The organism is Saccharopolyspora erythraea NRRL 2338, assembly GCF_000062885.1.
Taxonomy (GTDB): domain Bacteria; phylum Actinomycetota; class Actinomycetes; order Mycobacteriales; family Pseudonocardiaceae; genus Saccharopolyspora_D; species Saccharopolyspora_D erythraea.
On sequence record NC_009142.1, the window covers coordinates 7,190,644 to 7,214,740 of the forward strand.

Consider the following 24,097-nt stretch of genomic DNA (forward strand, 5'->3'; position numbering starts at 1 on the left):
CCGATCGGTCAACAGCACCCCTCCTGCGTAGCGGCCGCGTTCCGCGGGCACACCACCGACTCGCGCCAGCACGCCGCGAACGAGTGACCGGAACCACAGCGAACTCCGGAGCTGACCTTACCGGCATGGACCAGTCGGCCATGCCACGGTGCAGCGCAACTCACGTGTGGCTACCTTCCGGACACGTTCCGACGGTTGTCTGTGCCCTACTGGGTGACTAACCGCACTCGCAATGATGACGCCGAAAGGGAAAAACGGTTGCCAGGTCACCCCGTTTCAACCGCCGCCAGGCAGGCGACAGGGCCGAAGTCTCACCACTTCAGGTGAACACTTCGGCCCTGCCTATCGCCCGTACAGGTCAACGCGGATTGCGGGCACCCTCCGCGCGCGGCCGGTCAGCTCGGAGCGACGCCGTCCTCGCGCGCCGCCCGCGCCACCGCGGCGGTGACCTCGGGAGCGACCCGCGGGTCCAGCGGGCTGGGGACGATGTGGTCGGCCGAGAGGTCGTCGGCGGCGACCGCGGCGATCGCCTCCGCCGCCGCGACCTTCATCCGGTCGGTGATCATCCGCGAGCCCGCCTCCAGCGCACCCCGGAAGATGCCCGGGAACGCCAGCACGTTGTTGATCTGGTTCGGGAAGTCGCTGCGGCCGGTGGCCACGACCGAGGCGTGCCTGGCGGCCACGTCGGGCAGGATCTCGGGGTCGGGGTTGGACAGCGCGAACACGATCGCGCCCTCGGCCATCGTGCTGATCTCCTCCTCGGAGATCTTGCCGCCGGAGACCCCGACCAGCACGTCGGCGCCCTTGATGGCGTCGGCCAGCGCACCGGTCACGCCGCGCGGGTTGGTGTAGCCGAGCAGCTCCTGCTTGATCGGGGTGAGGTTGTCGCGGCCCTCGTGGATGACCCCGCGCGAGTCGGTCACGATGATCTCGCCGACCCCGGCGGTGTGCAGGATCTTCGCGCACGCCACACCGGCCGCGCCGGCACCGGCGATGACGACCCGCAGCGAGCCGAGCTCGCGGCCGACGACCTTGGCGGCGTTGGTCAGCGCCGCCAGCGTCACCACGGCGGTGCCGTGCTGGTCGTCGTGCATGACCGGGCAGTCCAGCGCCTCGACCAGCCGCCGCTCCAGCTCGAAGCAGCGCGGCGCGGCGATGTCCTCCAGGTTCACCGCGCCGAACGACGGGCGCAGCCGGACCAGGGTCTCCACGATCTCGTCGACGTCGGTGGTGTCGAGCACCAGCGGGATCGAGTTGAGCCCGCCGAACTCCTTGAACAGCGCGGACTTGCCCTCCATGACCGGCAGCGAGGCCCGGGGGCCGATGTCGCCGAGGCCGAGCACCGCGGTGCCGTCGCTGACCACCGCGACGAGTTGCTGGGTCCAGGTGTAGCGGTCGGCGAGCGAGGCGTCGGCGGCGATGGCGCGGCTCACCTTGGCCACCCCGGGGGTGTAGGCGATCGAGAGGTCGCGGGCGCTGGTCAGCGGTGCGGTCACGCCGACGCCGAGCTTGCCCCCCTCGTGGGCCTGGAAGATCTCCTGGTCGGTCAGGTCCGACCCGGTCCCGCTGCTCGCGGTGCGGTCGTTCACGGTGGTCACGGCGTCCCTCCTGTTGCCATGGCCTGAGGCGCGGAGTCGGGGCTCCGTTCCTGGCGAATGGGCGGCGAGCTGCCGCCCGGGCGAAGACCCCGGCAGGCTCGGGCGGTACCGAGCGGGCGGGCGTCTCGAACTACCGGTTCCGGCCGTCCTGGTGCGGACAGCGGCTCGGTGGACGCTGCGGTCCGGCCAGTGTGGCAGGTGGTCCTGCCACTGTCAGCGATCGGGATCACATCCCACCAGCCTCTTCAACATTTTGTCAATCTGGCTGTGAGGCCTGCGCGGCCGATGGTGTCCCGCGCGTGATGCCCGGCGTCCTTGCCGGGATCAACCCGCGAGCACCCGGACCGAATTCCCGTGCGCGGTGTCGGGATCATCCGAACCGGCCCTTTAGTGATACCGAAAAATTCTCGTCCTGTCGCAGCGATTTACCAAGAACACGCCGTCGAACTTGACGCAAACGGAAATCCATCGCGTAGTTCTTGATCTGGCGCCCGAAATGTCGGAAAAACTCGGCGGCCACCATCACCCGCGTGGCCCAGTGCGTCGCCGATCACCGGCGATCACCGGCGCGGGACCTGGCATCCGGACATGTCGCGCAGCGCCAACCCGCCTGCGCCCGCGCCGAAGCACCGACCATAGGCTTTTCGACCGTGCAGGCACGTCAACTTGAGATCACCGGCGCGTTCGAGTTCAGCCCCAGGTCGTTCCCCGACCACCGCGGGCTGTTCGTGGCGCCCTACCAGGAAGCCGCGTTCGTCGAGGCCACCGGGCACGCGCTGCGGGTCGCCCAGACCAACCACAGCGTCTCGGCGCGCAACGTGGTGCGCGGTGTGCACTTCTCGGATGTGCCACCGGGCCAGGCGAAGTACATCTACTGCGCGCAGGGCGCCATGCTGGACTTCGTGATCGACATCCGCGTGGGCTCCCCGACCTTCGGGCGCTGGGAGGCCGTGCGCCTGGACTCCGCCGAGTACCGCGCCGTCTACCTGGCCGAAGGTCTCGGCCACGCGTTCGCGGCGCTGACCGACGACACGGCGGTGGCCTACTTCTGCTCGACGCCGTACAACCCGTCCGCCGAGCACGGCATCAACCCGCTGGACCCCGACCTCGGCCTGCCGTGGGGCGACCTCGACGGCGAGCCGATCCTGTCCGACAAGGACCGCGACGCCCCGGGCCTGGCCGAGGCCGCCGCGTCCGGTCTGCTGCCCGACTACCGAGACTGCCTGGCCCACTACGAGAAGCTGCGCAGCGAGTAGGACGTGCGGGCGGGGATCCCGTGCCGCCCCGCCCGCGGCGCTCAGAAGTCCTCGGACAGCACCCGGTCGATGTTGCGTTCGGCGAGCGCGGTGATCGTGACGAACGGGTTCACGCCGGTCGATCCCGGGATGAGCGAGCCGTCGGTGACGTAGAGGTTGCGGTATCCCCGCACCCGCCCGAAGTCGTCGGTCGCCTCGCCCAGCACGCAGCCGCCCAGCGGGTGGTAGGTGAACCGGTCCTCGAATGCGCGGCTGTCGCCGAACAGGTCGTGCCGGTAGACCGTGCCGTTGGCCCGGTTGATCGGGTCGAACAGCGCCTTGGCCGCCTCGACCGACGGCTTGCCCTGCGAAGCCGACCAGTGCAGGCGCGCGGCGTCGGCGGCCGGGTCGTAGCTGAAGCTGCCGCGTTCGGGATTCCGCGTGATGGCCAGCGAAAGGCTGGTCAGCAGTTCGAGCCCGGCTGGCAGCGGCGCGATCTCGGCGAACACCGGGTGCACGGGGTCGTCCCAGTTGTCGATGCCCAGCGCCGGCATGCCCGACTGCACCGAGCCGGTGCGGTCCCAGGAGTGCAGCGCACGGCCGAGCATCACGTTGCCGTTGGTGCCCCAGCCGTGGCCGACGGAGTCGTCCAGCCGCGGCAGCACGCCGGTTTCCCGCGCCCGCAGGAGGAGTTCGGTCGTGCCCATGCTTCCCGCGCCGAGGAACAACCAGCGGCAGCCGATCTCGGTGGTGCCGAGCATGTTCCCGAGCTCGTCGATCCGCTCGACGGTCAGCACGTAGGTGCCATCCGGTTCCTGGCGGAAGGACCGGACGCGGTGCAGGCTCTGGATCGTCACGTTGCCGGTGCCGACCGCGGCGGGCAGGTAGGAGCGGTCCAGGCTGCGCTTGCCGTGGTTGTTGCCGTAGATGACCTCCGAGGACAGCGCGGACTTCGGCACCTCGCCACGCTCCTCGCGCCGCATGTAGCCGAAGTCGTAGACGTTGGGCACGAACGTGGTCCGCAGCCCCGCGCGCTGGGCGTGGCCGCGCGAGACCCGCGCATACCGGTAGGACTCGCACTCCTCGAACCACGTCCGGTCGACGGTGTTCACCCCGAGCATCCGGTTGGCCAGCGGGAAGAACCTGCCGTACATCTCGCCGGCGTCCACCCGCGGCAGGACCTCCTCGAAGTAGCCGCGCCTGGGCGTGACGGCCATGCCGCCGTTGACCAGCGAGCCGCCGCCGACACCGCGTCCCACGTAGACCGACATGTCGCCGTGGTGCACGCGGTCGAGCACGCCGGCGAAGGGCTTGATGTCGCGGTTGACCAGGTCCATCCAGAGCAACGACGACAGCGGCGCTTCGGTGCGGGCCTTGAACCACATCGCGCGGTGGTCCGGCTGGAGCATCGAGCAGAAGATGGCGCCGTCCTCGCCCGCCCGGTCCCACAACCTGCCCATCTCCAGCACCAGCGTGGACACGCCCGCTTCGCCGAGCCGCAGCGCGGTAGCGGCCGAACCGTAGCCCGAACCGACCACCACTGCCGGTACGAAGGGACGCTCGGCGGCATCGGCGCGGCCGAGGGAGACCGCGCCCAGACCGAGTACCGCCGCGGACTGCATCGCGGCCATGCCGAGGAAACGCCTGCGGGTCACCGAACTGGTCATGGCAGGTGATCATGCGTTGCGCCGCGGCCCGCACCCAACGGGCGCGAAGGATTTTCACGTAAACGTTGTAAACCTGAGTGAACGTGTATCACTCACCGTATCCGCCCGGGCCGCGGCCACAGCCGCCAGCCGACCACTCCCAGCACCTCGGCGGGCCCCAGATCACGCGAGTCGGTCGAACCGAAGGCGTTGTCGCCCTCGACGTGCCAGCCACCGCCGTCTGGCCGCACCGCGCGCTTCACCGAGAGCTGGCCGGGACGTCGCTCCCAGCGCACCAGCACCACCGCGCCGGCCCGCGGGCGGGCGCGCAACCGCAGCAACACGACGTCGCGGTCGCGCAACGTCGGCACCATCGAGGGCCCGCGCACCAGCAGGCGTCGCCACGGCCATCGGCCCAGAACCACCACGGCTCCCATCCTGCCCCTCCGGTGCCGCGGTCCACGTCGCGGGAACAAGATCCATGGCGGGCACGACAAGGAGAACGCGAGGCGGGTATCCGGTAGGGTCCGTGCTGTCGGAGCATTCACTGTCAGGGAGGAATGATGCGGCTACTGTCGCGAATCCTCAGCCCGCGTCTTGAGGCGACCGCGCACTGCGATCTGCCGTGCGGCGTTTACGACCCGGCTCAGGCCCGGATCGAGGCTGAGTCCGTAAAGGCTATCCAGGAGAAGTACCAGGCCAACGAGGACCAGGAGTTCCGCACCCGCGCGATCCTGATCGCCGAGCAGCGGTCCGAGCTGGTCAAGCACCACCTGTGGGTGCTGTGGACGGACTACTTCAAGCCGCCGCACTTCGAGAAGTACCCGCAGCTGCACGAACTGGTCAACAAGGCCACCAAGGCCGCCGGCGCCACCGGCACCAAGGGTTCGATGGACCCGGCCAAGGGCCAGGAGCTGCTGGACTACATCGCCGAGATCGACAAGATCTTCTGGGAGACCAAGCAGGGCTGAGGCCATCCGGTCACAAAGGACGCCGACCAGCGGAAACACGTTCCCGTTGGTCGGCGTCTTTTTCGTCTTGTGGCCGGCGGCCTTCGGACGACCTGAAATCGACCACTGTGGACGGGCAGGACCTCCGCCTCTGGCGGCCGGCCGGGTTCGCATGCGGCAGGAAGGCTTTCGCAAAGGCCGCTGGGCCGTGTGAAGATCGACCGGTTGTGGCGGTTCCCTGCGCCGGGGAGGCGACGGATACGAGATCGCCGGGAAGCTGGGGACGTTGACCGGAGGCACTGCCGACCCACCACGGCAGTGACATGTCCTGATCCGAGGGCAGCATGTCATTGCTGCCATCCCGGCCGCTCACCATTCTTGGTGTCGTGAGCAGTCACGACGTTGTTGTGGTGGTCTACGACGGGGTCCAGCTACTCGACGTTGCCGGCCCCGTCGAGGTCTTCGACGGCGCTGCACGGGCGACCGGAGGCGGGTACCGGGTCCGAGTGGTCTCCCCCGGCGGCCGGACCGTGCGGGCGGGCTCCGGCGTCCGCCTGGGCGCGGACGCCGACCTGGCCGACACCGCGCTGCGCCCCGACACGCTCGTCATCGCGGGCGGCACGGGATTCGCCGACGCGGTCGGCGATCCCGAGGTCGTCGACCACGTCCGCAGGCTGGCAGGCGGAGCGCGTCGCGTCGCCTCCGTGTGCACCGGGGCCTTCCTCCTCGCCGAAGCGGGACTGCTGCGCGGCCGCAGCGCCACCACGCACTGGGCGTACTGCGCCGAGCTGGCGCGGACCTATGAGGACGTCACCGTGCTGCCGGACTCGATCTACGTCCGCGACGCCCCGATGCTGACCGCCGCCGGCGTGACGGCCGGTATCGACCTCGCCCTGGCGATGGTCGAGGACGACCACGGCGCCGATGTCGCGCGCACCGTCGCGAAGTGGCTGGTGGTGTTCCTGCAGCGCCCTGGCGGGCAGTCGCAGTTCAGCATCTGGAACCAGAGCCGCCCGGTACGCGACGAGGCTCTTCGCGAGCTGCTCGGCGACATCGCCGCCCACCCCGCGGGAGACCTGAGCATCACCGCCATGGCGCGGCGGATGTCGATGAGCCCCCGCCACTTCAGCCGCCTGTTCACCCGCGAGGTCGGCACCAGCCCCGGCCGCTACGTCGAACGGGCCCGGGTCGAGGCCGCGCGCTCCCTGCTCGAGGCCGGCCACCGCGGCGTGGCCCGCCGGTGCGGCTTCGGCAGCGCCGAGAGCATGCGCCGCGCGTTCCTGCGCGAGCTCGGGGTGCCGCCGGCCGCTTACCGGGACCGCTTCCGGACCGCCAGTTGAGAGGAAGACCGAGATGACCGAGCAGAAGACCGACATCGCGTTCGTGCTCTACGAGAACATGACCGCGCTCGACCTCGTAGGCCCCTACGAGGTGCTTTCCGCCGTACCGTCGGCCACCGGCCACTTCGTGGCCGCGACGCGCGAACCGGTCCGCGCCGACAACGGCCTGACGGTCCAGCCGACCACCACCTTCGCCGAGCTGACCCGCCCCGGCATCGTCGTGGTGCCCGGCGGATCCGGGTGGCGCAACGCCCTCGAGGCTCGCGACCTGATCGGCTGGCTGGCCGCCGTGCACCCGACCACGTCGTGGACGACGTCGGTGTGCACCGGCTCCACGCTGCTCGCCAAGGCCGGCGTCCTGGCCGGGCGGACCGCGACGACCCACTGGGCCTGCCGCGATGTGCTCGCCGGCCTCGGTGTCGAGGTGAGCACCGACCGCGTCGTCTTCGACGGCGACGTGGTCAGCGCGGCCGGCGTGTCGGCGGGCATCGACATGGCGCTGCGGCTGGTCGCGCGGGTCTGGGGCGAGGAAGCCGCGCAGCGCATCACCCTGGGCCTCGAGTACGACCCGCAGCCGCCGTTCGACACCGGGTCGCCCGACAAGGCCCCGGCGGAGATGGTCACGGCCCTGCACGCGGCGGTGAACGCGCTCTGACGCGGCTACGCTCACGACGTGACACGTCCTGAGCACCGCGTCTACCTCCTGCGGCACGGCGAGACGGAGTGGTCGGGCAACGGCAGGCACACCGGCCGCACCGACATCCCGCTCACCGCCAACGGCGAGCGGCTGGCCCGCCGCGCCGGCCGCACCCTGGCCTGGCTGGGGCTGGTCATGCCCGCGCTGGTGCTGACCAGCCCGCGTGAGCGCGCCCGGCGCACCGCCGAGCTCGCCGGGCTGCGCGGCGCCGCCACCGAGCCGCTGCTGGCCGAGTGGGACTACGGCGACTTCGAGGGCCTGACCACGCCGCAGATCCGCGAGAGCGTGCCGGGCTGGACGGTGTGGACGCATTCCTGCCCGGGCGGCGAGTCCGCCGACGACGTCGCGGCCCGCGCGGACAAGGTCCTGGCGCGGGTCCGCCACGCCGAGTCCGACGTGGTGCTGGTCGGCCACGGCCACTTCAGCCGCTCGCTCGTCGCCCGCTGGCTCGGGCTGCCGGTCACCTCGGGCGTCGGCTTCGCCCTCGACCCCGCGGGCGTCACGGTCCTCGGCCACGAGCGGGGCGCGCCCCAGGTCGTCCGCTCCAACATCCCCGCGTGGCAGGATTCCGGCGACTGAGGGAGGTAGCCGGAACATGATCCGCAGGGTGACCGAGACCGACGTGCCCGCAGTGGTCGAGCTCGTCCACGACCTGGCCCGCTACGAGCGCGCCGAGCACGAGTGCCATCTCACCGAGGGACAGCTGCGCGAGGCGCTGTTCGGCCCGTCGCCCGCCGTCTTCGGCCACGTCGCCGAAGTGGACGGGGCGATCGGCGGCTTCGCGGTGTGGTTCCTGAACTTCTCGACCTGGCGCGGCGTGCACGGCATCTACCTGGAGGACCTCTACGTCCGCCCGGAGCACCGCGGCCTGGGGCTGGGCAAGGCGCTGCTGCAGACCCTGGCGCAGGAGTGCGTGGCCCGCGGCTACGCGCGCCTGGAGTGGTCGGTGCTCGACTGGAACGAGCCGTCGATCAACTTCTACAAGGCCGCCGGAGCCGTCCCGATGGACGAGTGGACCGTCTTCCGGCTGACCGACGACGCGCTGGTCTCGTTCGCGGGCTGAGCAAGGGTCCGGTCGGGCCAACGGCGTGCGGACCGTCCGCGTCGCAGCGGCGGCCTCAGCGGCCCTGGGCCACGGGCACGAGGAACGCACCGGCCGTCCGGCGCCACGTCGTGCGTCCGGAGGTCAGCTCTCGCGGTCGGCGTCCGGGGCGGGCCTGGAGTAGAACGCCCACTCCCGGCCCTCGCGGTTGAACATGAAGCACAGGACCGCGACGGACGGGGCGGCGATCGCGAAGCCGATCAGCGGCTGCCCGGACGGCCCGATCGCATACCAGGCGGCGCCGAGCAGCAGGAGCTGCAGCAGCATCGCCGGGGTGCGGGCCCAGTGCTTGCCCCGCACGAGCCCGATGCCCGCCGCGAGCACCGCGGCCGACAGCACGGTGTAGTACCCCGCCTCGCCGTAGGTCGAGCGGCGGTCCAGCTCACCAACGCCGCCGAGGTCCACGGCCGCGCCGCGGACCACCAGCGCGGTGGCGAAGACGAGTCCGGCCACCGCCTGCAGGGTGGTGATGACGCCGGCGATGCGGACGGATCGCGGGGCAGCTTCGGTCGGCACGACGCCATCGCCCTTTCGGCAGGAAAAAAGTTCGGTGACTCTACGTGTACGCCCACGATGGTAATACCGCCCGAACGTCGCATGGCCGTCGCGGGGTCGGGGAGCAATGATCGGACCTATGGCTGGTGCGGCGGTCGAGGGTCACGGGGTGCCCGCGCGTTCCGCCACGAGCCCGGCCGACGCCGATCCGTCCACGCCAGGTGCGTTCCGGGGTTGCGCACCTGCATCGGATCGGCCCCGGGTGGTAGTCGACGGCGAGGCGCACCGGTGGCCGGTGTCTCAGCCCGCCGCAGCCACCGCAGCCGGGCCCGGCCCGGCGAGGTCGTACCGCAGCGGACGGAAGGGGGTCCGCCGGTAGCAAGCAATCACGCGGACGCGGACGCGTCGCCCGTCGAGGTGTCACCTAGGCTTCGGGTGTGCGTGCCGTTCTCGTCGTCAACCCGCAGGCGACCTCGACCACCGCGGCGGGCCGGGATGTGCTGGCGCACGCGCTGGCCAGCACGCTGAAGCTCGACGTCGTCGAGACCCGCTACCGCGGCCACGCCGCCGACGCGGCGCGCGCGGCGGTGGTCGAAGGCGTGGACCTGGTGATCGCGCACGGCGGCGACGGCACCGTGAACGAAGTGGTCAACGGCATGTTCTCGGCGGCGCCCGCGGGCACCGCGCCGATGCCGACGCTGGGCGTGGTGCCCGGCGGGTCGGCCAACGTCTTCGCCAGGGCCCTCGGGCTGCCGAAGGACCCGGTCGAGGCCACACACCGGCTGCTGCGCGCCGTGGAGACGGGCAGCGGGCGCCGCGTCGGGCTGGGCCGCGCCAACGACCGCTGGTTCACCTTCAACGCGGGCGTCGGGTGGGACGCCGACGTCGTCGCCGAGGTCGAGCGGTTGCGCGCCGGCGGGCGGGAGGTCAGCCCCGCCCTGTACGCGCGCATCGCCCTGGCCTGCTACTTCCGCGTCGCCCGGCACAAGCCGCTGATCAGCGTGCGGGCCGACGACGAGGAGCCGGTGACCGGCCTGCACACGGCGTTCGTCACCAACACCGATCCGTGGACCTACCTGGGCCCGCGCCCCGTGCGGATGAACCCGGAAACATCCTTCGACACCGGTCTCGGCGTCTTCTCGCTGCGCAGCATGGATGCTTACTCTGTGTTACATCATGTAGCGCAGATGCTGCGCGGTAGAGCGAAACCACACGGTAGAAACTCATTTCGGCGTGCGGACGTGGGGCGTCTGCACGTAACCTGTCAGGAGCCGTTGCGCCTGCAGGTGGACGGCGACAACCTGGGCGAACGCTCGGTCATCGAGTTCACCTCGGTGCCCGACGCCCTGCGTGTCGCCGTATAACTTTCTCGTAACGGGTGGTCGTCGTCGGCGCGTGGCCCCGTCCGCTGCCGATGATCAACCGAAACCCCAGGTCAAGACCTATCGATCTTTCAGGTGAGTTCCCTCACCGCTGGAGATCGAACCCTTGACATCACGGCAGTTCGTGAAAGCATTCACAAGCACACGGACTCCGTGAAAGCATTCACAAACACCCCGAACGAAACTATCGGCACGCACGGGCGTGCCTAGCGAGGAGCAAGGAACGATGGACTGGCGCCACGATGCGGTTTGCCGTGACGAGGACCCGGAACTGTTCTTCCCCGTAGGGAACAGCGGTCCTGCGCTCCTGCAGATCGCCGAGGCGAAAGCCGTTTGCCGGCGCTGCCCGGTTGCCTCCGAGTGCCTGGCCTGGGCTCTGGAGAGCGGCCAGGACGCCGGTGTCTGGGGCGGCATGAGCGAGGACGAGCGGCGTGCGCTCAAGCGGCGCAACTCCCGCACCCGGGCCCGCACCAACGCCTGAGGTAGCGCGTCCCGCTGGAAGCGTAACGGGTCGGCCACGGTCCACTGGCCGACCCTCGTGCTCCGGCCCCGCCCACTGCGGCTGTCGCGTACAAGAACGAACCCCGACGAGAAGAAGCCAGGTCGATCAGCGTTGATGTCGGCCGCGCCCGCCTCGCGAACAGCGAGCCCGGTGCGCACCGACGGATCGGCCACCGGCACGTCACCCCGCATGGACGTGCCAACGGACATCGACGCACGCGCCGGTCAGCGGCGGTACTTCAGCGGAACCCTCAGCACGGCTTCGGTTCCGCGTTGACGCCCCCGACCACGCAAGCTCAACGATCCTCGTAGCTCCGACTCCACGAGGGTCCGCACGATCTGCAGGCCGAGGCGTTCGGCGCGCTCGAGGGAGAAGCCCTTCGGCAGGCCGCGACCGTCATCGGAGATGACGACGTCCAGCCAGCGCGCCGAACGCTCCGCCTGCACCACGACCTCTCCGCCCTGCCCTTCCGGGAAGGCGTGCTCGAAAGCGTTCTGCACCAGCTCGGTCAGCACCATGACCAGCGGTGTCGCCAGTTCCGCCGACACCACGCCGAACCGGCCGTCCCGGCGGACCTTCACCCCGGTCTCGGCGGCCGCGACATCGCTCATCATCGGGATCACCCGGTCCACGACGTCGTCGAGGTCGACCCGCTCGTCCACCGACATCGACAGCGTCTCGTGCACCAGCGCGATCGAGGTGACCCGCCGCACCGACTCCTCCAGCGCGAGCCGCGCCTCGGAATTTCCGGTGCGCCGCGACTGCAGGCGCAGCAGCGCCGCCACCGTCTGCAGGTTGTTCTTGACGCGGTGGTGGATCTCCCGGATCGTCGCGTCCTTCGACAGCAGCGCCCGGTCCCGCCGCTTGACCTCGGTGACGTCGCGCACCAGCACCAGCGCACCCGCCTGCTGGCCGCGAGGGTGCAGCGGCAGCGCCCGGAACAGCACGGTGGCGCCCCTGGCGTCGGCCTCCATCCGCATGCTGGGCTGTCCGCCGTTCGCGCGCCGGATGCGCTGCGACACCTCGTCGGCGTCGAACGGATCGGTCAGCAGCGACCGGGTCAGCGGCGCCAGCTGGGCGCCGACCAGGTCCGACGCGTGGCCCATCCGGTGGTAGGCCGACAGGGCGTTCGGGCTGGCGAACACGACCGAGCCGGAGGCGTCCAGGCGGATCAGGCCGTCTCCGACGCGCGGACTGGTGTGCACGTCGGGCGAGGGCTCCGGGGTCGGGAACGTGCCGTCGGCGACCATCTGGCACAGGTCGGCCGCGCTGCCCAGGTAGGAGATCTCCAGCGGGCTCGGCACCCGCGGCACCGCGAGGTTGGTGTCGCGGCTGAGCACCGCGACGATTTCCCGGCCGAGCTTGACCGGGATCGTCTCCCGCCGCACCGGCACCCCGAGGTGCCAGCGCGGGTCCTCCTCGCGGCAGATCCGGCCCTCCACGGCCGCCCGCCGCAGCTGCGGGTGCTCGTCCTGGGTCACCTCGCTGCCGACCACGTCCTCCGGGTGTGCCGTCGGCGCCGTCGTCGGACGGGCCTGCGCCACGCACAGGAAGCGCGACTCGGCCGCGTCCGGCGGGCCGATCGGCACCCACATCAGGAAGTCCGCGAAGGACAGGTCGGAGAGCAGCTGCCACTCGGCCACCACGAGCTGCAGGTGGTCGGCCGCGGCCCCGGACAGACCGGTGTGCTCGGCGAGCAGGTCACTGAGCGTCGACAAAGATCATCCCTCGACGACGGCGATGAGGTCGCCTTCCTGCACGGCGTCGCCGGGCCGAACGACCAGCCGGCTCACGACGCCTGCCGCTTGGGTGAGGACGGGGATCTCGGTCTTCATGGACTCGAGCACGACCAAGGCGTCCCCACCGCTGACGCGGTCGCCCTCGGCGACCCGCACCGCCTTCACACCGGCGGCGACGTCAGCGCGGATCTCCTCCGCCTCGGCCATCAGTTCCCCTCCTCGACAGCGGGGCCGGGTGGACCCCAGACAAGGAAACCACGTGACGGGGCACCGGCGAGCGGCAGGTGGGGCCATGTCAGACTTGACGGGCTGACCCAGCTCGAGCCGTCGGCTCGGACGCCTTGCGACGTCCACGCGGTGCGCGGGCTGGTCGGGACAAGCCGTTGACCACAGACCGAGGGAGTTGCCATGGGCAAGCGGGCCCGCAAGAAGAAGGACCGGCGCAAGAACAAGGCCAACCACGGCAAGCGCCCGAACAGCTGACCGCGGCGCTCACGCCACGACAAGCGCGGAAGGGCCCCGAACCTGCTGGTTCGGGGCCCTTCCTGCGTCCGGATCATCGGCGTCGTCTACTCCGCCGAAGAGGTTTTCCTCGTGCGCACTTCCACGGAGGTGCCATCCGGGCCGTATTCGACGGTGACCTCGGCCTGCCTGAGCACCGTCTCGCGGATCGACGCGCGCAACCGGTCGCGCAGCTCCTTGGGTGCGTGCTCACCGCTGCACTTGCGGTGCAGCAGCGCCTTGATGTGCTCCTCGAGCCCGTAGTGCTCCAGACAGCTCCCGCAGTCGTCCAGGTGGCGCTGCAGGATCGCGCGCCGCTCGCGGTCGCACTCGTTGTCCAGGAACAGCCACACCTCGGCGAGCACGTCGTCGCAAGAGGTGTGCTCTCGCTCGCCGCTGCTCATGAAGTGCTCACCTCCCGCTTGTTCTCCCGCAGGAACCCGCGGTCCCGCGCGACATCGGTGAGCATGTCGCGCAGTTGCCTGCGGCCGCGGTGCAGCCGCGACATCACGGTGCCGATGGGGGTCCCCATGATCTCGGCGATCTCCTTGTACGCGAAGCCTTCGACATCGGCAAGGTAGACGACCATGCGGAACTCTTCGGCGAGCTGTTGCAGCGCGTTCTTGACGTCGGTGTCGGGGAGCCGGTCCAGCGCTTCCACCTCGGCGGAGCGCAGGCCGCTGGAGGTGTGGTTCTCCGCCTGCGCGAGCTGCCAGTCGGCGATCTCGTCGGTCGGCTGCTGCTGCGGCTGGCGCTGCCGCTTGCGGTAGCCGTTGATGTAGGTGTTGGTCAGGATCCGGTACAGCCACGCCTTCAGGTTGGTTCCCTGGGCGAAGGACTTGAACGCCGAGTACGCCTTGAGGTAGGTCTCCTGCACCAGGTCCTCGGCGTCGGGTGCGTTGCGGGTCATCCGCAGCGCCGCACCGTAGAGCTGGTCCAGCAGCGGCATCGCGTCGCGCTCGAACCGGGCGGCGCGTTCGTCCTCGGTCTCCTCGACCTGTCCGTCCGCGGAAACCGTCTGACCTGGCCGCTGGTCCTCGGCAGTGTCGAGCTGCCCAGCGTTGCTCGGCGGCTGGGGGGTGCTAGGCACCTGGCTCCTTTCCCGTCGCCAGGACTTGGTGACAACTGGCGACGAACCCATGCGGTCCTGCGCATGGCTCGGCTTCGAGGATACGCGGCGCGCTCCGGGCCCACCCGTGGACGAAACCGGCTCCGCACCTGGTCGGTCGAGTACGCAAGTGTTCGTCTGCTCCATTGGCACGCCCGATCCAACGCGCCCCGGCCCGGCGGTTATTCCGCTCCACGGGTGCCTCCGGTCACGCGGCCGCACCGCGAAATCCGGTCGCGGGCGGCTCTAGAGTTGATCCCATGGCAGGCAAGGGCACCCCGGCTACCGCGCTGCTGGTCAAGCAGCGTGTTCCGCATCACGTGCACGCTTACGAGCACGACCCGCGCGCGGAGTCCTACGGGCTGGAAGCCGCCGAGGCGCTCGGACTGGCACCGGAGCGGGTCTTCAAGACCCTGGTCGCCGAGGTCGACGGGCGGCTGGCCGTGGGAGTGGTGCCCGTCACCGGGCAGCTCGACCTGAAGGCACTGGCCGCCGCCTGCGGCGGGAAGAAGGCGAAGATGGCCGAGATGGCCGCCGCGGAGCGGGCCACCGGCTACGTCGCGGGCGGCATCTCGCCGCTGGGGCAGAAGAAGCGGCTGCCGGTGGTCGTCGACAGCTCGGCGAAGAACTTCGACACCATCTACTGCAGCGCCGGGCGGCGCGGCCTGGAGATCGAGCTCGCCCCCGGCGACCTGGTGCGCCTGCTCGACGCCCAGGTAGCCGGCATCGCCGCCTGAGGCAGGCGCCCGCACGCCCGCGGGGGTGGCGGCCTGGCCCGCGTTGAACACGCGACGATCCTGCACGCAACGCCGCACTGATCGCCACACCTTTTCCCACGTCCCGGGAGCGCTACTCGACCAGGCGCAGGATGCGCCCGAGCCACTCCTGGGCGGCGCGGAAGACGGAGTCGGTGTCGGCCTTGAGCGAGTGGTCGCCGGGCACCAGCACCACCTCGCGGTTGTGCGACGGCTCGGGCTGGCCGAAGGAGTCGCGCTCGCCCTGCACCACCAGCACCGGGCTCTCGACGCCGTCGAGCTCGGCGAGCCTGCTCTTCTCGGGCTTGCCCGGCGGGTGCAGCGGGAACGCCAGGCACAGCACGGCCGACGCCTCCCCCGCCTCCGCCGTCCGGCACGCGACCCGCGCCCCCGACGACCGGCCGCCGAAGATCAGCGGCAGGTCGGCGAACCACCGTTCGCCCAGGTCCTCGGCCACCGCCAGCCACGCGGCGTCGAGCTGCTTGGCCGGGGCCGGCGCCCGGCGGCCTGCCACCCGGTAAGGCTGCTCGACCAGCGCCACGTGCACGTCGGCCGCGGTCGCGGCACGCGTGACCGCCACCAGGTCGGGCGCGGAGATACCACCGCCCGCCCCGTGGCCGAGCAGCAGCGCCGCCCGGCCTTCCTCGGCGCAGTGCAGCTCGGCCCGTGCGGGGCCGTGCGGAGTGTCCACCTCGACCTTGGTCATGACTCGAACAACGCTGCCTGCTCAGCGGGCTCCGGCACGGGCTCGGCCCGTTCCAGCAGCTCCGGACGGTTGTTGCGGATGCTGTTCACCTCCGTCGACACCGGGTGCAGCACGAGCTCGTCGAGCACCCCGGGCTGCGGGCTCAGCAGCTCCGGGACCTCCGTGCGCTGCGGATCCAGCCAGTCCGCCCACGCCGAGCGGGGCAGCACCAGCGGCATGCGGTGGTGGATGTCGGCGAGCTCGCCGACCGCGTCGGTGGTGACGACCGCGCACGTGACCAGCGGGTCGCCGCTGGGCGGCCACCACGCCGAGAACACCGCGGCCAGCGCCATGCTCGCCCCGTCACCGCGCCGGCACAGGTAGGGCTGGCGCTGCTTGTCGCCGGGCTGCCACTCGTACCAGCCGGTCGCGGGCAGCAGGCACCGCCGGCGCGCCGCCGACTCGGCGTAGGCGGGCTTGGTGGTGATCGACTCCGCTCGCGCGTTGATCATCGGCGGGCCGCTGGTGGTGTCCTTGGCCCAGGTGGGCACCAGACCCCACCGCACCGGGCGCACGCTGCGCTCGCCGCCGCGCTCGACGACGATCGGGACGGTCTTGGTCGGCGTGACGTTGTAGTCCGGCCCCACCGAACCCTCAGTGCGGTCGACCGCCTCGAACTCACCGGCCAGCGCGGCCGGGTCCTGCCGTTGGGCGTACCTGCCGCACATCAGCGCTCACCCGGGCTAACCATCATGGTCCAAACCTACCGGGGCGGGGTCCGGGTCGACGCGCTCAAGCAGCTCGGCGCCGTTGTTGCGGACGTTGTTCACCGCGGTCGACACCGGGCGCAGCTCCAGCTCGTCCACCAGGTCGCGCGGCGGCGGCCCGAGCAGCTCGCCGACGTCGGCGTTGTCCGGGTCCAGCCAGCGCTCCCACACCGTCGGCGCCAGCAGCAGCGGCATCCGCTCGTGGATGTCGGTGAGCTGCCCCACGGCGTCGGTGGTCAGCACCGAGCAGCTCACCAGCGGTGGCGCGTCGGGGCCCGCCTCCGGGTCGCGCCAGGTCGACCAGATCCCGGCCATGGCCAGGCTCGACCCGTCCTGGGGGGTCATGAAGTACGGCTGCTTGACCTTCCCGTCGCGCTTCCACTCGTACCAGCCGTCGGCGGGCACCAGGCAGCGCTGGCGCTTGATCGGGCTGCGGAACGCGGGCTTGCTGGTGACGGTCTCGGACTTGGCGTTGATCATGCGGTTCCCGACCGAGATGCTCTTGGCCCAGCTCGGCACCAGCCCCCAGCGCATCAGCCGGATACTGCGCTCGGTGCGCGACTCGTCGCGCTCACCGGCCTCGTCACGCGGGTGACGTGCGACGACGCTGAACACGCTCTTGGTCGGCGCGACGTTGTAGTCGGCCCCCGGCGCGGCGTCGCCGGTCGCGTCGACCGCGGCGAACTCCGCTGCCAGCTTCGCGGGATCCTTCGTGGAGGCGTACCTGCCGCACATGCCTGGGGACCTCCTGTTTCGGGCCGTGGGACATCATCGTGACAGCACCCACCGACACGGGCGACCCCGTCCCCGGCGACCTGGGGTCCAGGTGGGGGATCATATCGGTATGACCCAGTTCTGGCCTGCTCCAGCGGCATCCGGCGCAGTCCGCGCGACCGTTCCCGTACCCGGCTCGAAGTCGATCACCAACCGCGCGCTGGTACTGGCCGCGCTCGCCGAAGGACCGTCCACCCTGCGCGGGCCGCTGCGCAGCCGCGACACCGAGCTGATGGCCACGGCGCTGCGTGCGCTGGGCGCCGATCTCCAGGACGGGCCGGAAGGCTCCTGGCAGGTCGCCCCGGGCCCGCTGCGCGGCCCGGCCGAGGTCGACTGCGGGCTGGCGGGCACCGTGATGCGGTTCCTGCCTCCGGTCGCCGCGCTCGCCGAGGGCCGCATCACCTTCGACGGCGACCCCAGGGCGCGGGAGCGGCCGCTGGACGCGGTGCTGAACGCGCTGCGCGCGCTGGGCGCCGACATCAGCGGCGACTCGCTGCCGTTCGAGCTCCAAGGCACCGGCAAGCTCGCCGGGGGCGCGGTCACCATCGACGCCTCCGCGTCGTCGCAGTTCGTCTCCGGCCTGCTGCTGTCCGCGCCCCGCTTCGAGCAGGGCGTCACCGTGACCCACACGGGCGAGCCCGTCCCCTCGCTGCCGCACATCGACATGACGGTGTCGATGCTGCGCGCCGCCGGCGTGGAGGTCGACGACAGCAAGCGAGACGTCTGGCACGTCGCCCCCGGCCCGATCCGCGCGCTGGACCTCGACGTCGAGCCCGACCTGTCGAACGCGACACCGTTCCTGGCCGCGGCCGCGGTCACCGGCGGCACCGTGACCGTGCCGGGCTGGCCCGAGCGCACCGACCAGGCGGGCGACGCGATCCGCGACATCCTCGCCCGGATGGGCGCGACCGTGGAGCTGGGCCCGGACGGGCTCACCGTCACCGGCCCCGCGGAGCTGGCACCGCTGGACATCGACCTGCACGACGTCGGTGAGCTCACCCCGACCGTCGCCGCGCTGGCCGCCTTCGCGTCCGGCCGCTCGCGCCTGCGCGGCGTCGCGCACCTGCGCGGGCACGAGACCGACCGGCTCGCCGCGCTCCAGCGCGAGCTCAGTGGCCTCGGCGGGGACGTCGAGCAGACCGACGACGGCCTGCTCATCGAGCCCCGGCCGCTGACCGGCGGCAACTGGCACTCCTACGCCGACCACCGGATGGCGACCGCGGGCGCGATCCTCGGGTTGCTGGTCCCCGGCGTCCTGGTCGAAGACATCGCCACCACGCGCAAGACGATCCCCGACTTCCCGGGGATGTGGTCGTCGATGCTCGGGGCGGTGGACTGATGGCCCGGCGCGGCTGGCGGGAGCTCGACGAGTCCGACGTCCGGGTGCGCCCCGGACGCCGGGGCAGCCGGCCGCGCAGCAAGCGGCGTCCGGACCACGCCGACGCCGAGGAGGCGATGGTCGTCGCCGTCGACCGGGGCCGCTGGACGTGCGCGCTGGACGGTGACCCGAAGCGCCTGGTGGTGGCGATGCGGGCCCGCGAGCTCGGCCGCACGCCGGTGGTCGTCGGCGACCTGGTCGGCCTGGTCGGCGACACCTCCGGCAAACCCGACACGCTCGCCCGCATCGTCCGGGTCAGCGACCGCGGCAGCGTCCTGCGCCGCACCGCCGACGACACCGACCCCTACGAGCGGATCGTGGTCGCCAACGCCGAGCAGTTGATCATCGTCTGCTCGCTGGCCGACCCGCCGCCGCGCCCGGGCTTCATCGACCGCTGCCTCGTCGCCGCCTACGCGGGCGGACTCACCCCGGTGCTGTGCCTAACCAAGTCCGACCTCGCATCGCCCGACGAGTGGATCGAGGCGTACTCGTCGCTGGAGCTGCCCGTCATCGTCACCCGGATGGACGCCGAACCCACCGAGCTGCGCGACCGGCTGGAGCAGCGGGTCTCGGCGCTGGTCGGCCACTCCGGCGTCGGCAAGTCCACTTTGGTCAATCGGCTGGTGCCCGACGCCGACCGCGCCACCGGTGAGGTCAGCGGAGTCGGCAAGGGCAGGCACACCTCGACATCGGCGGTGGCGCTACCACTTCCGGGCGAAGGTTGGGTGGTCGACACCCCCGGCATCCGCTCGTTCGGACTCGCCCACGTCACACCCGACGACGTGATCGCGGTGTTCGAGGGTTTCGCCGAGGCGGCCGAGGAATGCCCGCCGAACTGCGGACATCTGGGCGGGTCCGACGATCCCGACTGCCACCTCGACGACTTCGCCGAGGGCAGCGGGAACAAGGAACAGCTGGCGTCGCTGCGCAGATTGCTGCGCTCCCGCGCCGGTCTGGACGAATCCTGAGATCCTGTGGCGCCGCCGCACCGTTGTTAGCGTGGAGGAGGCCCCGCCACCTCCCGCCCCAGGAGCTCGCCGATGCCACGAGCCGGGATCGCCGTCGCCGTGTCCGCTGGTCTCGTCCTGCTCGCCGCAGCCTGCAGCGCACCGCCGCCGCGACCGGCCCCCGGTGCCATCGCCCGTCCTGACCCGCGGCCCGCCGCGGCGCCGCTGATCGACGCGCTCAACCAGCGCATCGGCGAACACGGCAGCGTGCGCGGCACCGTCACCGGCGATCTCGGTCTCCTGGGTGAGCTGACGGCCGAAAACTCGGTGAACTACCGCAAGCCGCTCGCCGACCTGTCGCTGACGGGACACAACCAGCCGCGGAACCAGCCGAAGCAGCGCGTCGAGGTCGTGGTCGTCGACGGTGTCGGCTACCTCAACTCGCCGATGACCCGGCCGCAGCCGGACCGGCCGTGGCTGCGAATCGTGCCGGGCGGCTCCGACTTCGCCTCGAAGCTGCTCAGCCCGGCGGTGGGACAGCTGCGCGAGGCCGTCGACCCGCGGGCGGCCTTCGCCGACGTCGAGCAGGCGACCCGCATCCAGTCCAGCGGCCCGGACCAGGTCGACGGCAAGCCGGTCACCCGCTACGACCTGCGCGTCGTCGCACCGGGCGGCGAGCGCGGCTACCAGCTGTGGGTCGACGAGGCCGGCCTGCCCGCCCGCTTCAGCGCGACCCACAACGTCGCCCAGGCCGGTCGCGTGTCCCTGACCTCGACCTACCGCGACTGGGGCACGCCCACCAACATCCAGGCTCCGCCCGACAACCTCGTCGGCGCCTTCCCGGAGGGCCCGCCTCCGCAGACGGAACGCCCACCGGGCTGAGCGGAACGCGGCAAGCCGGCCGAGCGTTCGGCCGTACGAAGGCTGGCCCCAGGCGAAGGCGCATCAGCTCAGCCGTTTCTGCGCCCGGCGGCAGCTCCCTGCGCAAGTCGTCGCGCCCGGCGGCAGCTCCCCCTGCTCAGACGTCCTATTTCCGCCCCCGGCGGCGCCTTCCCCGCGCAGTCGTCCCACGCTCGATGGGACGCCGTCCCGCCGTCCCCGCGCCGACAGGCCGGCCACCGTCGCGCCTCGGTGTCCTCGCCTGCCCGCTACGGGTTCAGTGACGCGGCACGTGCGGAAGGGCAGTTGCCCGACGCACAGCCGCCCGCCTCCAGCGGTCAGCTCACATCAGCTCCAGCAGGAAGGGCACCTCCTGCGGCGCGTACCAGGCGAGCTCGTGGTCCTCGGCCTCCCCGAGCGTGAAGTCCGCGTCCGGGTCGCCGAGGTCGGCCGCGTCGATCACCTCGACCGCGTTGCGCACCGCCTCCTCGGCATCCGCCGAGTCGACGTGCACCGCGGCGACCTTCTTCCACGGCACCGGGCCGGACAGGCGCACCACAGCGTGGTCCAGGTCCGGTCGCAGCGTCACGTCCTCCACGTCGGCGGAGACCACCACGCGGCGTGACTCCGTCTTCTCACCTTCGCTCTGCTCACTCGCGATGAGCCGCAGCGACGCTCGCGACGCCTCGCGCATCGCCGCGTACTCCAGCTCCTCCGTGTCGCCGCTCGCGTAGGACTCGCGCAACGCGGGCGTCAGCGCGAACGCCGTCCCGCTGAGCGGCTGGAGTTGCTTGTCCTCGACCAGTTGCCGCAACATCCGCAGCGTGGCGGGCAGATAAACCCTCATGCGTCGACCGTCCCGATCATCTCGTCCACTGCTTCCCCGATCATCGCCGCCAGCACGTCCACGTCGGACATCGCGTCCCGGTCCGCGTTGAGGCCGAAGTACACCCCGCCGTCGTAGGAGGTCACGCCGATCGACAGCGACTGGTTCTTGGCCAGCGGGACCACCGGGAACATCTCCATCATCTTCGCCCCCGCGGTGTACAGCGGCACCTGCGGACCGGGAACGTTCGTGACCAGCACGTTGAACAGCCGGTCCGAGAAGCCGTTGGCGACCCGGGCGCCCAGCGCGTGCAGCGTCGGAGGCGCGAAGCCCGACAGCTTCACCAGCGCGCCGGCCGTGACCGACTGCCCGGACTCGGCGTGCGCGCGCGTCGCGTGGCTGATGTGGTGCAGCCGCACGATCGGGTTCGCCTCGCCGACCGGCAGGTCCACCAGGTACGCCGACACCCGGTTGCCCACCGAGCCGATCGGGAGACTGCTGGTGTCGGGGTAGGTCTCCTTCGCCGCCGCGTCGTCCGCCCGCACCGACATCGGCACCATCGCCCGCAGCGTCGTCGAGGAGGACACGACCTCGCCACGCGACAGCAGCCAGTTGCGCAGGGCGCCCGTCACGACCGCCAGCACCACGTCGTTGACGGTGCCGCCGTGCGCCCGGCGGACGCGGCGGAGGTCTTCGAGCCGGGTGCGCGCGACCGCGAAGCGGCGGTGCCGCGAAGTCGGCCCGTTCAGCGGGCCCACCGGCGCGGGCACCACCGCGGCCCGCAGCGCCGACGCGAAGCCGCCGAGCGTGCTCGCGACCTTCTGCACCGTCGCCGTCGCGTCGACCATGGCGGCCCGCACGTTCTCGACCACCTCGCCGGGGCTCTGCACGGCGTCGGTGACCGCTTCCAGCACGAGCTGCGAGCGGGTCGGCTGCGGTTGCGGCATCCACAGCTCCTCGCGCTCCGGCACCTCCGGGGTCCGCGAGACGTCGAGGATCACCTGCCCGATGTCGATCGCGCCGATGCCGTCGACCATCGCCTGGTGGGTCTTGGTGATCACCGCGACCCGGTTCTTCGACAGGCCCTCGACGAGGTAGATCTCCCAGAGCGGGCGCGCGTGGTCGAGCTTGCGCGACATCAGGCGCGCGGCCAGGTCGTGCAGCTGGTCGTCGGTACCCGGTTTCGGCAGCGCGGAGCGCCGCACGTGGTAGGTGATGTCGAAGTCCTGGTCGTCCACCCACACCGGGCGGGCCAGCTTGCCCGGCACCTGCATGACGCGCTGGCGGTAGCGGGGGACCAGCGCGAGCCGGCGTTCGATCATGGCCAGCACGCCGTCGTAGTCGAAGCCCGTGCGCGGTCGCCGGAACACAGCCACCCCGCCGACGTGCATCGGCGTCGTGTAGTCCTCGAGGTAGAGGAAGGACGCGTCGAGGGCGGAGAGGCGATCCGGCATGTCCGCGATATTGGCACATCGACGGCGGGCAGCGGGGGCTCCCGGGCCGGGCATGTGACACTGGACGGGTGACCAGCGAAGTGTCCCCCAAAGATCGATTCGTCACCGTCTACGGCCGGAAGCCGGTGCTGGCAGCGCTGAGCGACTACGACCTGCGCGTGGACAAGGTGATCATCGCGGAGGGCCTTGGCGGAGCGGTCATCAGCGAGATCAAGGAGGCCGCCGCAGACCGCGCGGTCCGCGTGCAACGCGCGAGCGCGCACCGGGTGAAGGTGCTCGCCGGCAACGGCAGGCACGACCAGGGCGTGCTCGCCGACGTCGTCGCCCGAAAGATGCGCCCGCTCGCCGACGCCCTCGAGGACCCGGCGACCGCGCCGCGCAACGTCCTACTCCTCGACGGCCTCACCACCCCGGCCAACGTCGGGATGATCCTGCGGACCGCCACCGCGGCCGGCATCGACGGCATCGTCGTCCCCCACCGCGGAGTCGCGAGCCTGGACCCCCTGGTCATCAAGGCCTCCGCCGGAGTCGCCTTCCACGCCCCAGTGCTGCGCGCCCAGACAGCCGGCCATGCCGCGGAGCTGCTGACCGAGGCGGGCTACCCGCTCTACGCCCTGGAAGCCGGCGCTCAGGAATCCATCTACGAAGCCGACTTCGGTTCCCGCGCGGTGTTCGTACTGGGCAGCGAAACAGCCGGCCTCTCGGAGGACGTGCAGACCCGCATCGCCCAGTCCGTGGCCATCCCCATGCGCGGCGGAGTCGAATCCCTCAACGTCGCAAGCGCAGCCGCCGTGCTCTGCTTCGAACTCCTCCGCCGCACCGGCAAATAGCTGAACCGAGCACAAACAGAAAAGGGCTGCCCGTCCCAGGGCAGCCCTCACACCAACACCCGCACCAAAACAAAAAGCGGCTGCGTGTCCTGGGCACCCCCCACCACACCGTGCAGCACACACAAAAAAAAGGGGGCCGCCCGTCCCGGGCAACCCCCACACACGCTCACACACACACCAAAAGAGGGGGAAGATCCACCCGTTCCAGGTGAATCCTCCCCCACCACACAGCCACAAGCCCCAAAACAGAATGGTGGGGCCACCCGAAGTCGGGTGACCCCACCATCATCAGTTGATTGTCGGCGGTGTCCTACTCTCCCACACCCTGTCGAGTGCAGTACCATCGGCGCTGGCAGGCTTAGCTTCCGGGTTCGGAAAGGGACCGGGCGTTTCCCCACCGCTATCGCCACCGACAAACCCCACCCCACCACCACCGTGGCAGGAAACCTCAAGGGTCCATCACAAACCATTCAATTAGATGCCACAACAACCAACCTGGTTGTTGTT

General features: G+C 71.1%; 27 protein-coding genes and 1 rRNA gene. 14 read left to right on the forward strand and 14 right to left on the reverse strand.

All coding sequences use genetic code 11. The annotated features are described in order from the left end of the window. Window positions 1-395: 395 nt before the first annotated feature. Window positions 396-1,598, reverse strand: coding sequence for an NAD(P)-dependent malic enzyme (locus SACE_RS30830; protein ID WP_009949697.1), 1,203 nt, complete (start codon window positions 1,596-1,598; stop codon window positions 396-398). 650 nt (window positions 1,599-2,248) lie between these two features. Here SACE_RS30830 and SACE_RS30835 point away from each other — a divergent pair. Continuing rightward, window positions 2,249-2,854, forward strand: a complete 606-nt coding sequence (locus tag SACE_RS30835; protein WP_009949696.1) for a dTDP-4-dehydrorhamnose 3,5-epimerase family protein — start codon at window positions 2,249-2,251, stop codon at window positions 2,852-2,854. Between the two features lie 41 nt (window positions 2,855-2,895). Here the strand turns inward: SACE_RS30835 and SACE_RS30840 are convergent, their stop codons facing one another. Both SACE_RS30840 and SACE_RS30845 read right to left on the reverse strand, forming a co-directional pair. Then, window positions 2,896-4,500: a GMC oxidoreductase gene (locus tag SACE_RS30840; RefSeq protein ID WP_009949695.1), complete on the reverse strand. Its 1,605-nt coding sequence runs from the start codon at window positions 4,498-4,500 to the stop codon at window positions 2,896-2,898. A 92-nt stretch (window positions 4,501-4,592) separates the two neighbouring features. Further along, complete coding sequence (locus SACE_RS30845; RefSeq protein WP_009949694.1) at window positions 4,593-4,907, reverse strand: S24 family peptidase; 315 nt, start codon at window positions 4,905-4,907, stop codon at window positions 4,593-4,595. A 135-nt stretch (window positions 4,908-5,042) separates the two neighbouring features. On the opposite strand from SACE_RS30845, the gene sodN reads away from it, so the two are divergent. The 5 genes from sodN (at window position 5,043) to SACE_RS30870 (ending at window position 8,529) form a co-directional block, all read left to right on the forward strand. Continuing rightward, on the forward strand, window positions 5,043-5,450 hold the full coding sequence (sodN, locus tag SACE_RS30850; RefSeq protein WP_009949693.1) for a superoxide dismutase, Ni: 408 nt from the start codon (window positions 5,043-5,045) through the stop codon (window positions 5,448-5,450). Between the two features lie 323 nt (window positions 5,451-5,773). Continuing rightward, window positions 5,774-6,769, forward strand: coding sequence for a GlxA family transcriptional regulator (locus tag SACE_RS30855; protein ID WP_044547670.1), 996 nt, complete (start codon window positions 5,774-5,776; stop codon window positions 6,767-6,769). 13 nt (window positions 6,770-6,782) lie between these two features. Further along, on the forward strand, window positions 6,783-7,424 hold the full coding sequence (locus tag SACE_RS30860; RefSeq protein WP_009949689.1) for a DJ-1/PfpI family protein: 642 nt from the start codon (window positions 6,783-6,785) through the stop codon (window positions 7,422-7,424). 18 nt (window positions 7,425-7,442) lie between these two features. Next, the gene (locus SACE_RS30865) at window positions 7,443-8,045 is read left to right on the forward strand and encodes an acid phosphatase (RefSeq protein ID WP_009949688.1); all 603 of its coding nucleotides are present in this window, start codon (window positions 7,443-7,445) and stop codon (window positions 8,043-8,045) included. Window positions 8,046-8,061: 16 nt separating this feature from the next. Beyond that, window positions 8,062-8,529 carry a GNAT family N-acetyltransferase gene (locus SACE_RS30870; RefSeq protein WP_009949687.1) on the forward strand — a complete coding sequence of 156 codons (468 nt, stop codon included), beginning with the start codon at window positions 8,062-8,064 and terminating at the stop codon, window positions 8,527-8,529. Window positions 8,530-8,652: 123 nt separating this feature from the next. Here the strand turns inward: SACE_RS30870 and SACE_RS30875 are convergent, their stop codons facing one another. Next, a complete protein-coding gene (locus SACE_RS30875) occupies window positions 8,653-9,084 on the reverse strand; it encodes a hypothetical protein (RefSeq protein WP_009949686.1) in 432 nt (143 codons plus the stop codon). A gap of 416 nt (window positions 9,085-9,500) precedes the next feature. Between SACE_RS30875 and SACE_RS30880 the strand changes: the two genes are divergently transcribed. Both SACE_RS30880 and SACE_RS30885 read left to right on the forward strand, forming a co-directional pair. After that, window positions 9,501-10,427 carry a diacylglycerol/lipid kinase family protein gene (locus SACE_RS30880; protein ID WP_009949685.1) on the forward strand — a complete coding sequence of 309 codons (927 nt, stop codon included), beginning with the start codon at window positions 9,501-9,503 and terminating at the stop codon, window positions 10,425-10,427. A gap of 244 nt (window positions 10,428-10,671) precedes the next feature. Beyond that, entirely contained in the window at window positions 10,672-10,926 is a 255-nt protein-coding gene (locus tag SACE_RS30885) for a WhiB family transcriptional regulator (RefSeq protein ID WP_009949684.1), read from the forward strand. Between the two features lie 245 nt (window positions 10,927-11,171). On the opposite strand, the gene SACE_RS30890 is transcribed toward SACE_RS30885, so the two are convergent. Further along, window positions 11,172-12,665 carry a PAS domain-containing sensor histidine kinase gene (locus SACE_RS30890; RefSeq protein ID WP_009949682.1) on the reverse strand — a complete coding sequence of 498 codons (1,494 nt, stop codon included), beginning with the start codon at window positions 12,663-12,665 and terminating at the stop codon, window positions 11,172-11,174. Between the two features lie 3 nt (window positions 12,666-12,668). Then, window positions 12,669-12,893 (reverse strand): biotin/lipoyl-binding carrier protein, encoded by a 225-nt coding sequence (locus SACE_RS30895; RefSeq protein WP_009949681.1) that lies wholly within the window; start codon window positions 12,891-12,893, stop codon window positions 12,669-12,671. Window positions 12,894-13,094: 201 nt separating this feature from the next. Here SACE_RS30895 and SACE_RS40310 point away from each other — a divergent pair, with 201 nt between their 5' ends. Then, window positions 13,095-13,169, forward strand: coding sequence for a 50S ribosomal protein bL37 (locus tag SACE_RS40310; RefSeq protein ID WP_372448851.1), 75 nt, complete (start codon window positions 13,095-13,097; stop codon window positions 13,167-13,169). Window positions 13,170-13,255: 86 nt separating this feature from the next. On the opposite strand, the gene rsrA is transcribed toward SACE_RS40310, so the two are convergent. Together rsrA and SACE_RS30905 are read right to left on the reverse strand one after the other, a co-directional pair. Next, window positions 13,256-13,591: a mycothiol system anti-sigma-R factor gene (gene rsrA / locus SACE_RS30900; RefSeq protein WP_009949680.1), complete on the reverse strand. Its 336-nt coding sequence runs from the start codon at window positions 13,589-13,591 to the stop codon at window positions 13,256-13,258. After that, a complete protein-coding gene (locus SACE_RS30905; protein WP_009949679.1) occupies window positions 13,588-14,277 on the reverse strand; it encodes a sigma-70 family RNA polymerase sigma factor in 690 nt (229 codons plus the stop codon). The genes rsrA and SACE_RS30905 overlap by 4 nt, the downstream gene beginning before the upstream one ends. Window positions 14,278-14,555: 278 nt before the next feature. Between SACE_RS30905 and ybaK the strand changes: the two genes are divergently transcribed. Continuing rightward, window positions 14,556-15,032: a Cys-tRNA(Pro) deacylase gene (gene ybaK / locus SACE_RS30910; protein ID WP_009949678.1), complete on the forward strand. Its 477-nt coding sequence runs from the start codon at window positions 14,556-14,558 to the stop codon at window positions 15,030-15,032. 112 nt (window positions 15,033-15,144) lie between these two features. Here ybaK and SACE_RS30915 read toward each other — a convergent pair whose 3' ends face one another. The 3 genes from SACE_RS30915 to SACE_RS30925 are packed head-to-tail and all read right to left on the reverse strand — an operon-like array spanning window position 15,145 to window position 17,237. Then, entirely contained in the window at window positions 15,145-15,756 is a 612-nt protein-coding gene (locus tag SACE_RS30915; RefSeq protein ID WP_009949677.1) for an alpha/beta hydrolase family protein, read from the reverse strand. Further along, on the reverse strand, window positions 15,753-16,463 hold the full coding sequence (locus SACE_RS30920) for an SOS response-associated peptidase (protein ID WP_009949676.1): 711 nt from the start codon (window positions 16,461-16,463) through the stop codon (window positions 15,753-15,755). Before SACE_RS30920 ends, SACE_RS30915 begins: the two co-directional genes overlap by 4 nt. 15 nt (window positions 16,464-16,478) lie before the next feature. After that, window positions 16,479-17,237 (reverse strand): SOS response-associated peptidase, encoded by a 759-nt coding sequence (locus tag SACE_RS30925; RefSeq protein ID WP_009949674.1) that lies wholly within the window; start codon window positions 17,235-17,237, stop codon window positions 16,479-16,481. A 109-nt stretch (window positions 17,238-17,346) separates the two neighbouring features. On the opposite strand from SACE_RS30925, the gene aroA reads away from it, so the two are divergent. From aroA to SACE_RS30940, 3 genes are all read left to right on the forward strand, one after another. Continuing rightward, window positions 17,347-18,615, forward strand: coding sequence for a 3-phosphoshikimate 1-carboxyvinyltransferase (gene aroA, locus SACE_RS30930; RefSeq protein ID WP_009949673.1), 1,269 nt, complete (start codon window positions 17,347-17,349; stop codon window positions 18,613-18,615). Further along, entirely contained in the window at window positions 18,615-19,622 is a 1,008-nt protein-coding gene (rsgA, locus tag SACE_RS30935) for a ribosome small subunit-dependent GTPase A (protein WP_011875040.1), read from the forward strand. The genes aroA and rsgA overlap by 1 nt, the downstream gene beginning before the upstream one ends. A 72-nt stretch (window positions 19,623-19,694) precedes the next feature. Continuing rightward, on the forward strand, window positions 19,695-20,483 hold the full coding sequence (locus SACE_RS30940) for a hypothetical protein (protein ID WP_009949670.1): 789 nt from the start codon (window positions 19,695-19,697) through the stop codon (window positions 20,481-20,483). A 340-nt stretch (window positions 20,484-20,823) separates the two neighbouring features. Here SACE_RS30940 and SACE_RS30945 read toward each other — a convergent pair whose 3' ends face one another. Both SACE_RS30945 and SACE_RS30950 read right to left on the reverse strand, forming a co-directional pair. Continuing rightward, entirely contained in the window at window positions 20,824-21,327 is a 504-nt protein-coding gene (locus tag SACE_RS30945) for a DUF6912 family protein (protein ID WP_009949669.1), read from the reverse strand. Next, a complete protein-coding gene (locus tag SACE_RS30950; protein WP_009949667.1) occupies window positions 21,324-22,760 on the reverse strand; it encodes a WS/DGAT/MGAT family O-acyltransferase in 1,437 nt (478 codons plus the stop codon). Before SACE_RS30950 ends, SACE_RS30945 begins: the two co-directional genes overlap by 4 nt. A 68-nt stretch (window positions 22,761-22,828) precedes the next feature. Here SACE_RS30950 and SACE_RS30955 point away from each other — a divergent pair, with 68 nt between their 5' ends. Further along, window positions 22,829-23,590 (forward strand): TrmH family RNA methyltransferase, encoded by a 762-nt coding sequence (locus tag SACE_RS30955; protein ID WP_009949666.1) that lies wholly within the window; start codon window positions 22,829-22,831, stop codon window positions 23,588-23,590. Between the two features lie 297 nt (window positions 23,591-23,887). On the opposite strand, the gene rrf is transcribed toward SACE_RS30955, so the two are convergent. Beyond that, window positions 23,888-24,004, reverse strand: a 5S ribosomal RNA gene (rrf, locus tag SACE_RS30960). Between the last annotated feature and the right edge of the window lie 93 nt (window positions 24,005-24,097).

What these genes read in the sequence shown, in the direction of transcription:
- SACE_RS30840 (WP_009949695.1), bottom strand. Translation starts at nt 4,500, where the DNA reads ATGACCAGTTCGGTGACCCGCAGGCGTTTCCTCGGCATGGCCGCGATG.
- SACE_RS30940 (WP_009949670.1), top strand. Translation starts at nt 19,695, where the DNA reads ATGCCACGAGCCGGGATCGCCGTCGCCGTGTCCGCTGGTCTCGTCCTG.
- SACE_RS30950 (WP_009949667.1), bottom strand. Translation starts at nt 22,760, where the DNA reads ATGCCGGATCGCCTCTCCGCCCTCGACGCGTCCTTCCTCTACCTCGAG.
- aroA (WP_009949673.1), top strand. Translation starts at nt 17,347, where the DNA reads ATGACCCAGTTCTGGCCTGCTCCAGCGGCATCCGGCGCAGTCCGCGCG.
- SACE_RS30870 (WP_009949687.1), top strand. Translation starts at nt 8,062, where the DNA reads ATGATCCGCAGGGTGACCGAGACCGACGTGCCCGCAGTGGTCGAGCTC.
- SACE_RS30915 (WP_009949677.1), bottom strand. Translation starts at nt 15,756, where the DNA reads ATGACCAAGGTCGAGGTGGACACTCCGCACGGCCCCGCACGGGCCGAG.
- sodN (WP_009949693.1), top strand. Translation starts at nt 5,043, where the DNA reads ATGCGGCTACTGTCGCGAATCCTCAGCCCGCGTCTTGAGGCGACCGCG.
- SACE_RS30925 (WP_009949674.1), bottom strand. Translation starts at nt 17,237, where the DNA reads ATGTGCGGCAGGTACGCCTCCACGAAGGATCCCGCGAAGCTGGCAGCG.
- SACE_RS30895 (WP_009949681.1), bottom strand. Translation starts at nt 12,893, where the DNA reads ATGGCCGAGGCGGAGGAGATCCGCGCTGACGTCGCCGCCGGTGTGAAG.
- SACE_RS30885 (WP_009949684.1), top strand. Translation starts at nt 10,672, where the DNA reads ATGGACTGGCGCCACGATGCGGTTTGCCGTGACGAGGACCCGGAACTG.
- SACE_RS30945 (WP_009949669.1), bottom strand. Translation starts at nt 21,327, where the DNA reads ATGAGGGTTTATCTGCCCGCCACGCTGCGGATGTTGCGGCAACTGGTC.
- ybaK (WP_009949678.1), top strand. Translation starts at nt 14,556, where the DNA reads ATGGCAGGCAAGGGCACCCCGGCTACCGCGCTGCTGGTCAAGCAGCGT.
- rsrA (WP_009949680.1), bottom strand. Translation starts at nt 13,591, where the DNA reads ATGAGCAGCGGCGAGCGAGAGCACACCTCTTGCGACGACGTGCTCGCC.
- SACE_RS30920 (WP_009949676.1), bottom strand. Translation starts at nt 16,463, where the DNA reads ATGTGCGGCAGGTACGCCCAACGGCAGGACCCGGCCGCGCTGGCCGGT.
- SACE_RS30855 (WP_044547670.1), top strand. Translation starts at nt 5,774, where the DNA reads ATGTCATTGCTGCCATCCCGGCCGCTCACCATTCTTGGTGTCGTGAGC.
- SACE_RS30860 (WP_009949689.1), top strand. Translation starts at nt 6,783, where the DNA reads ATGACCGAGCAGAAGACCGACATCGCGTTCGTGCTCTACGAGAACATG.
- rsgA (WP_011875040.1), top strand. Translation starts at nt 18,615, where the DNA reads ATGGCCCGGCGCGGCTGGCGGGAGCTCGACGAGTCCGACGTCCGGGTG.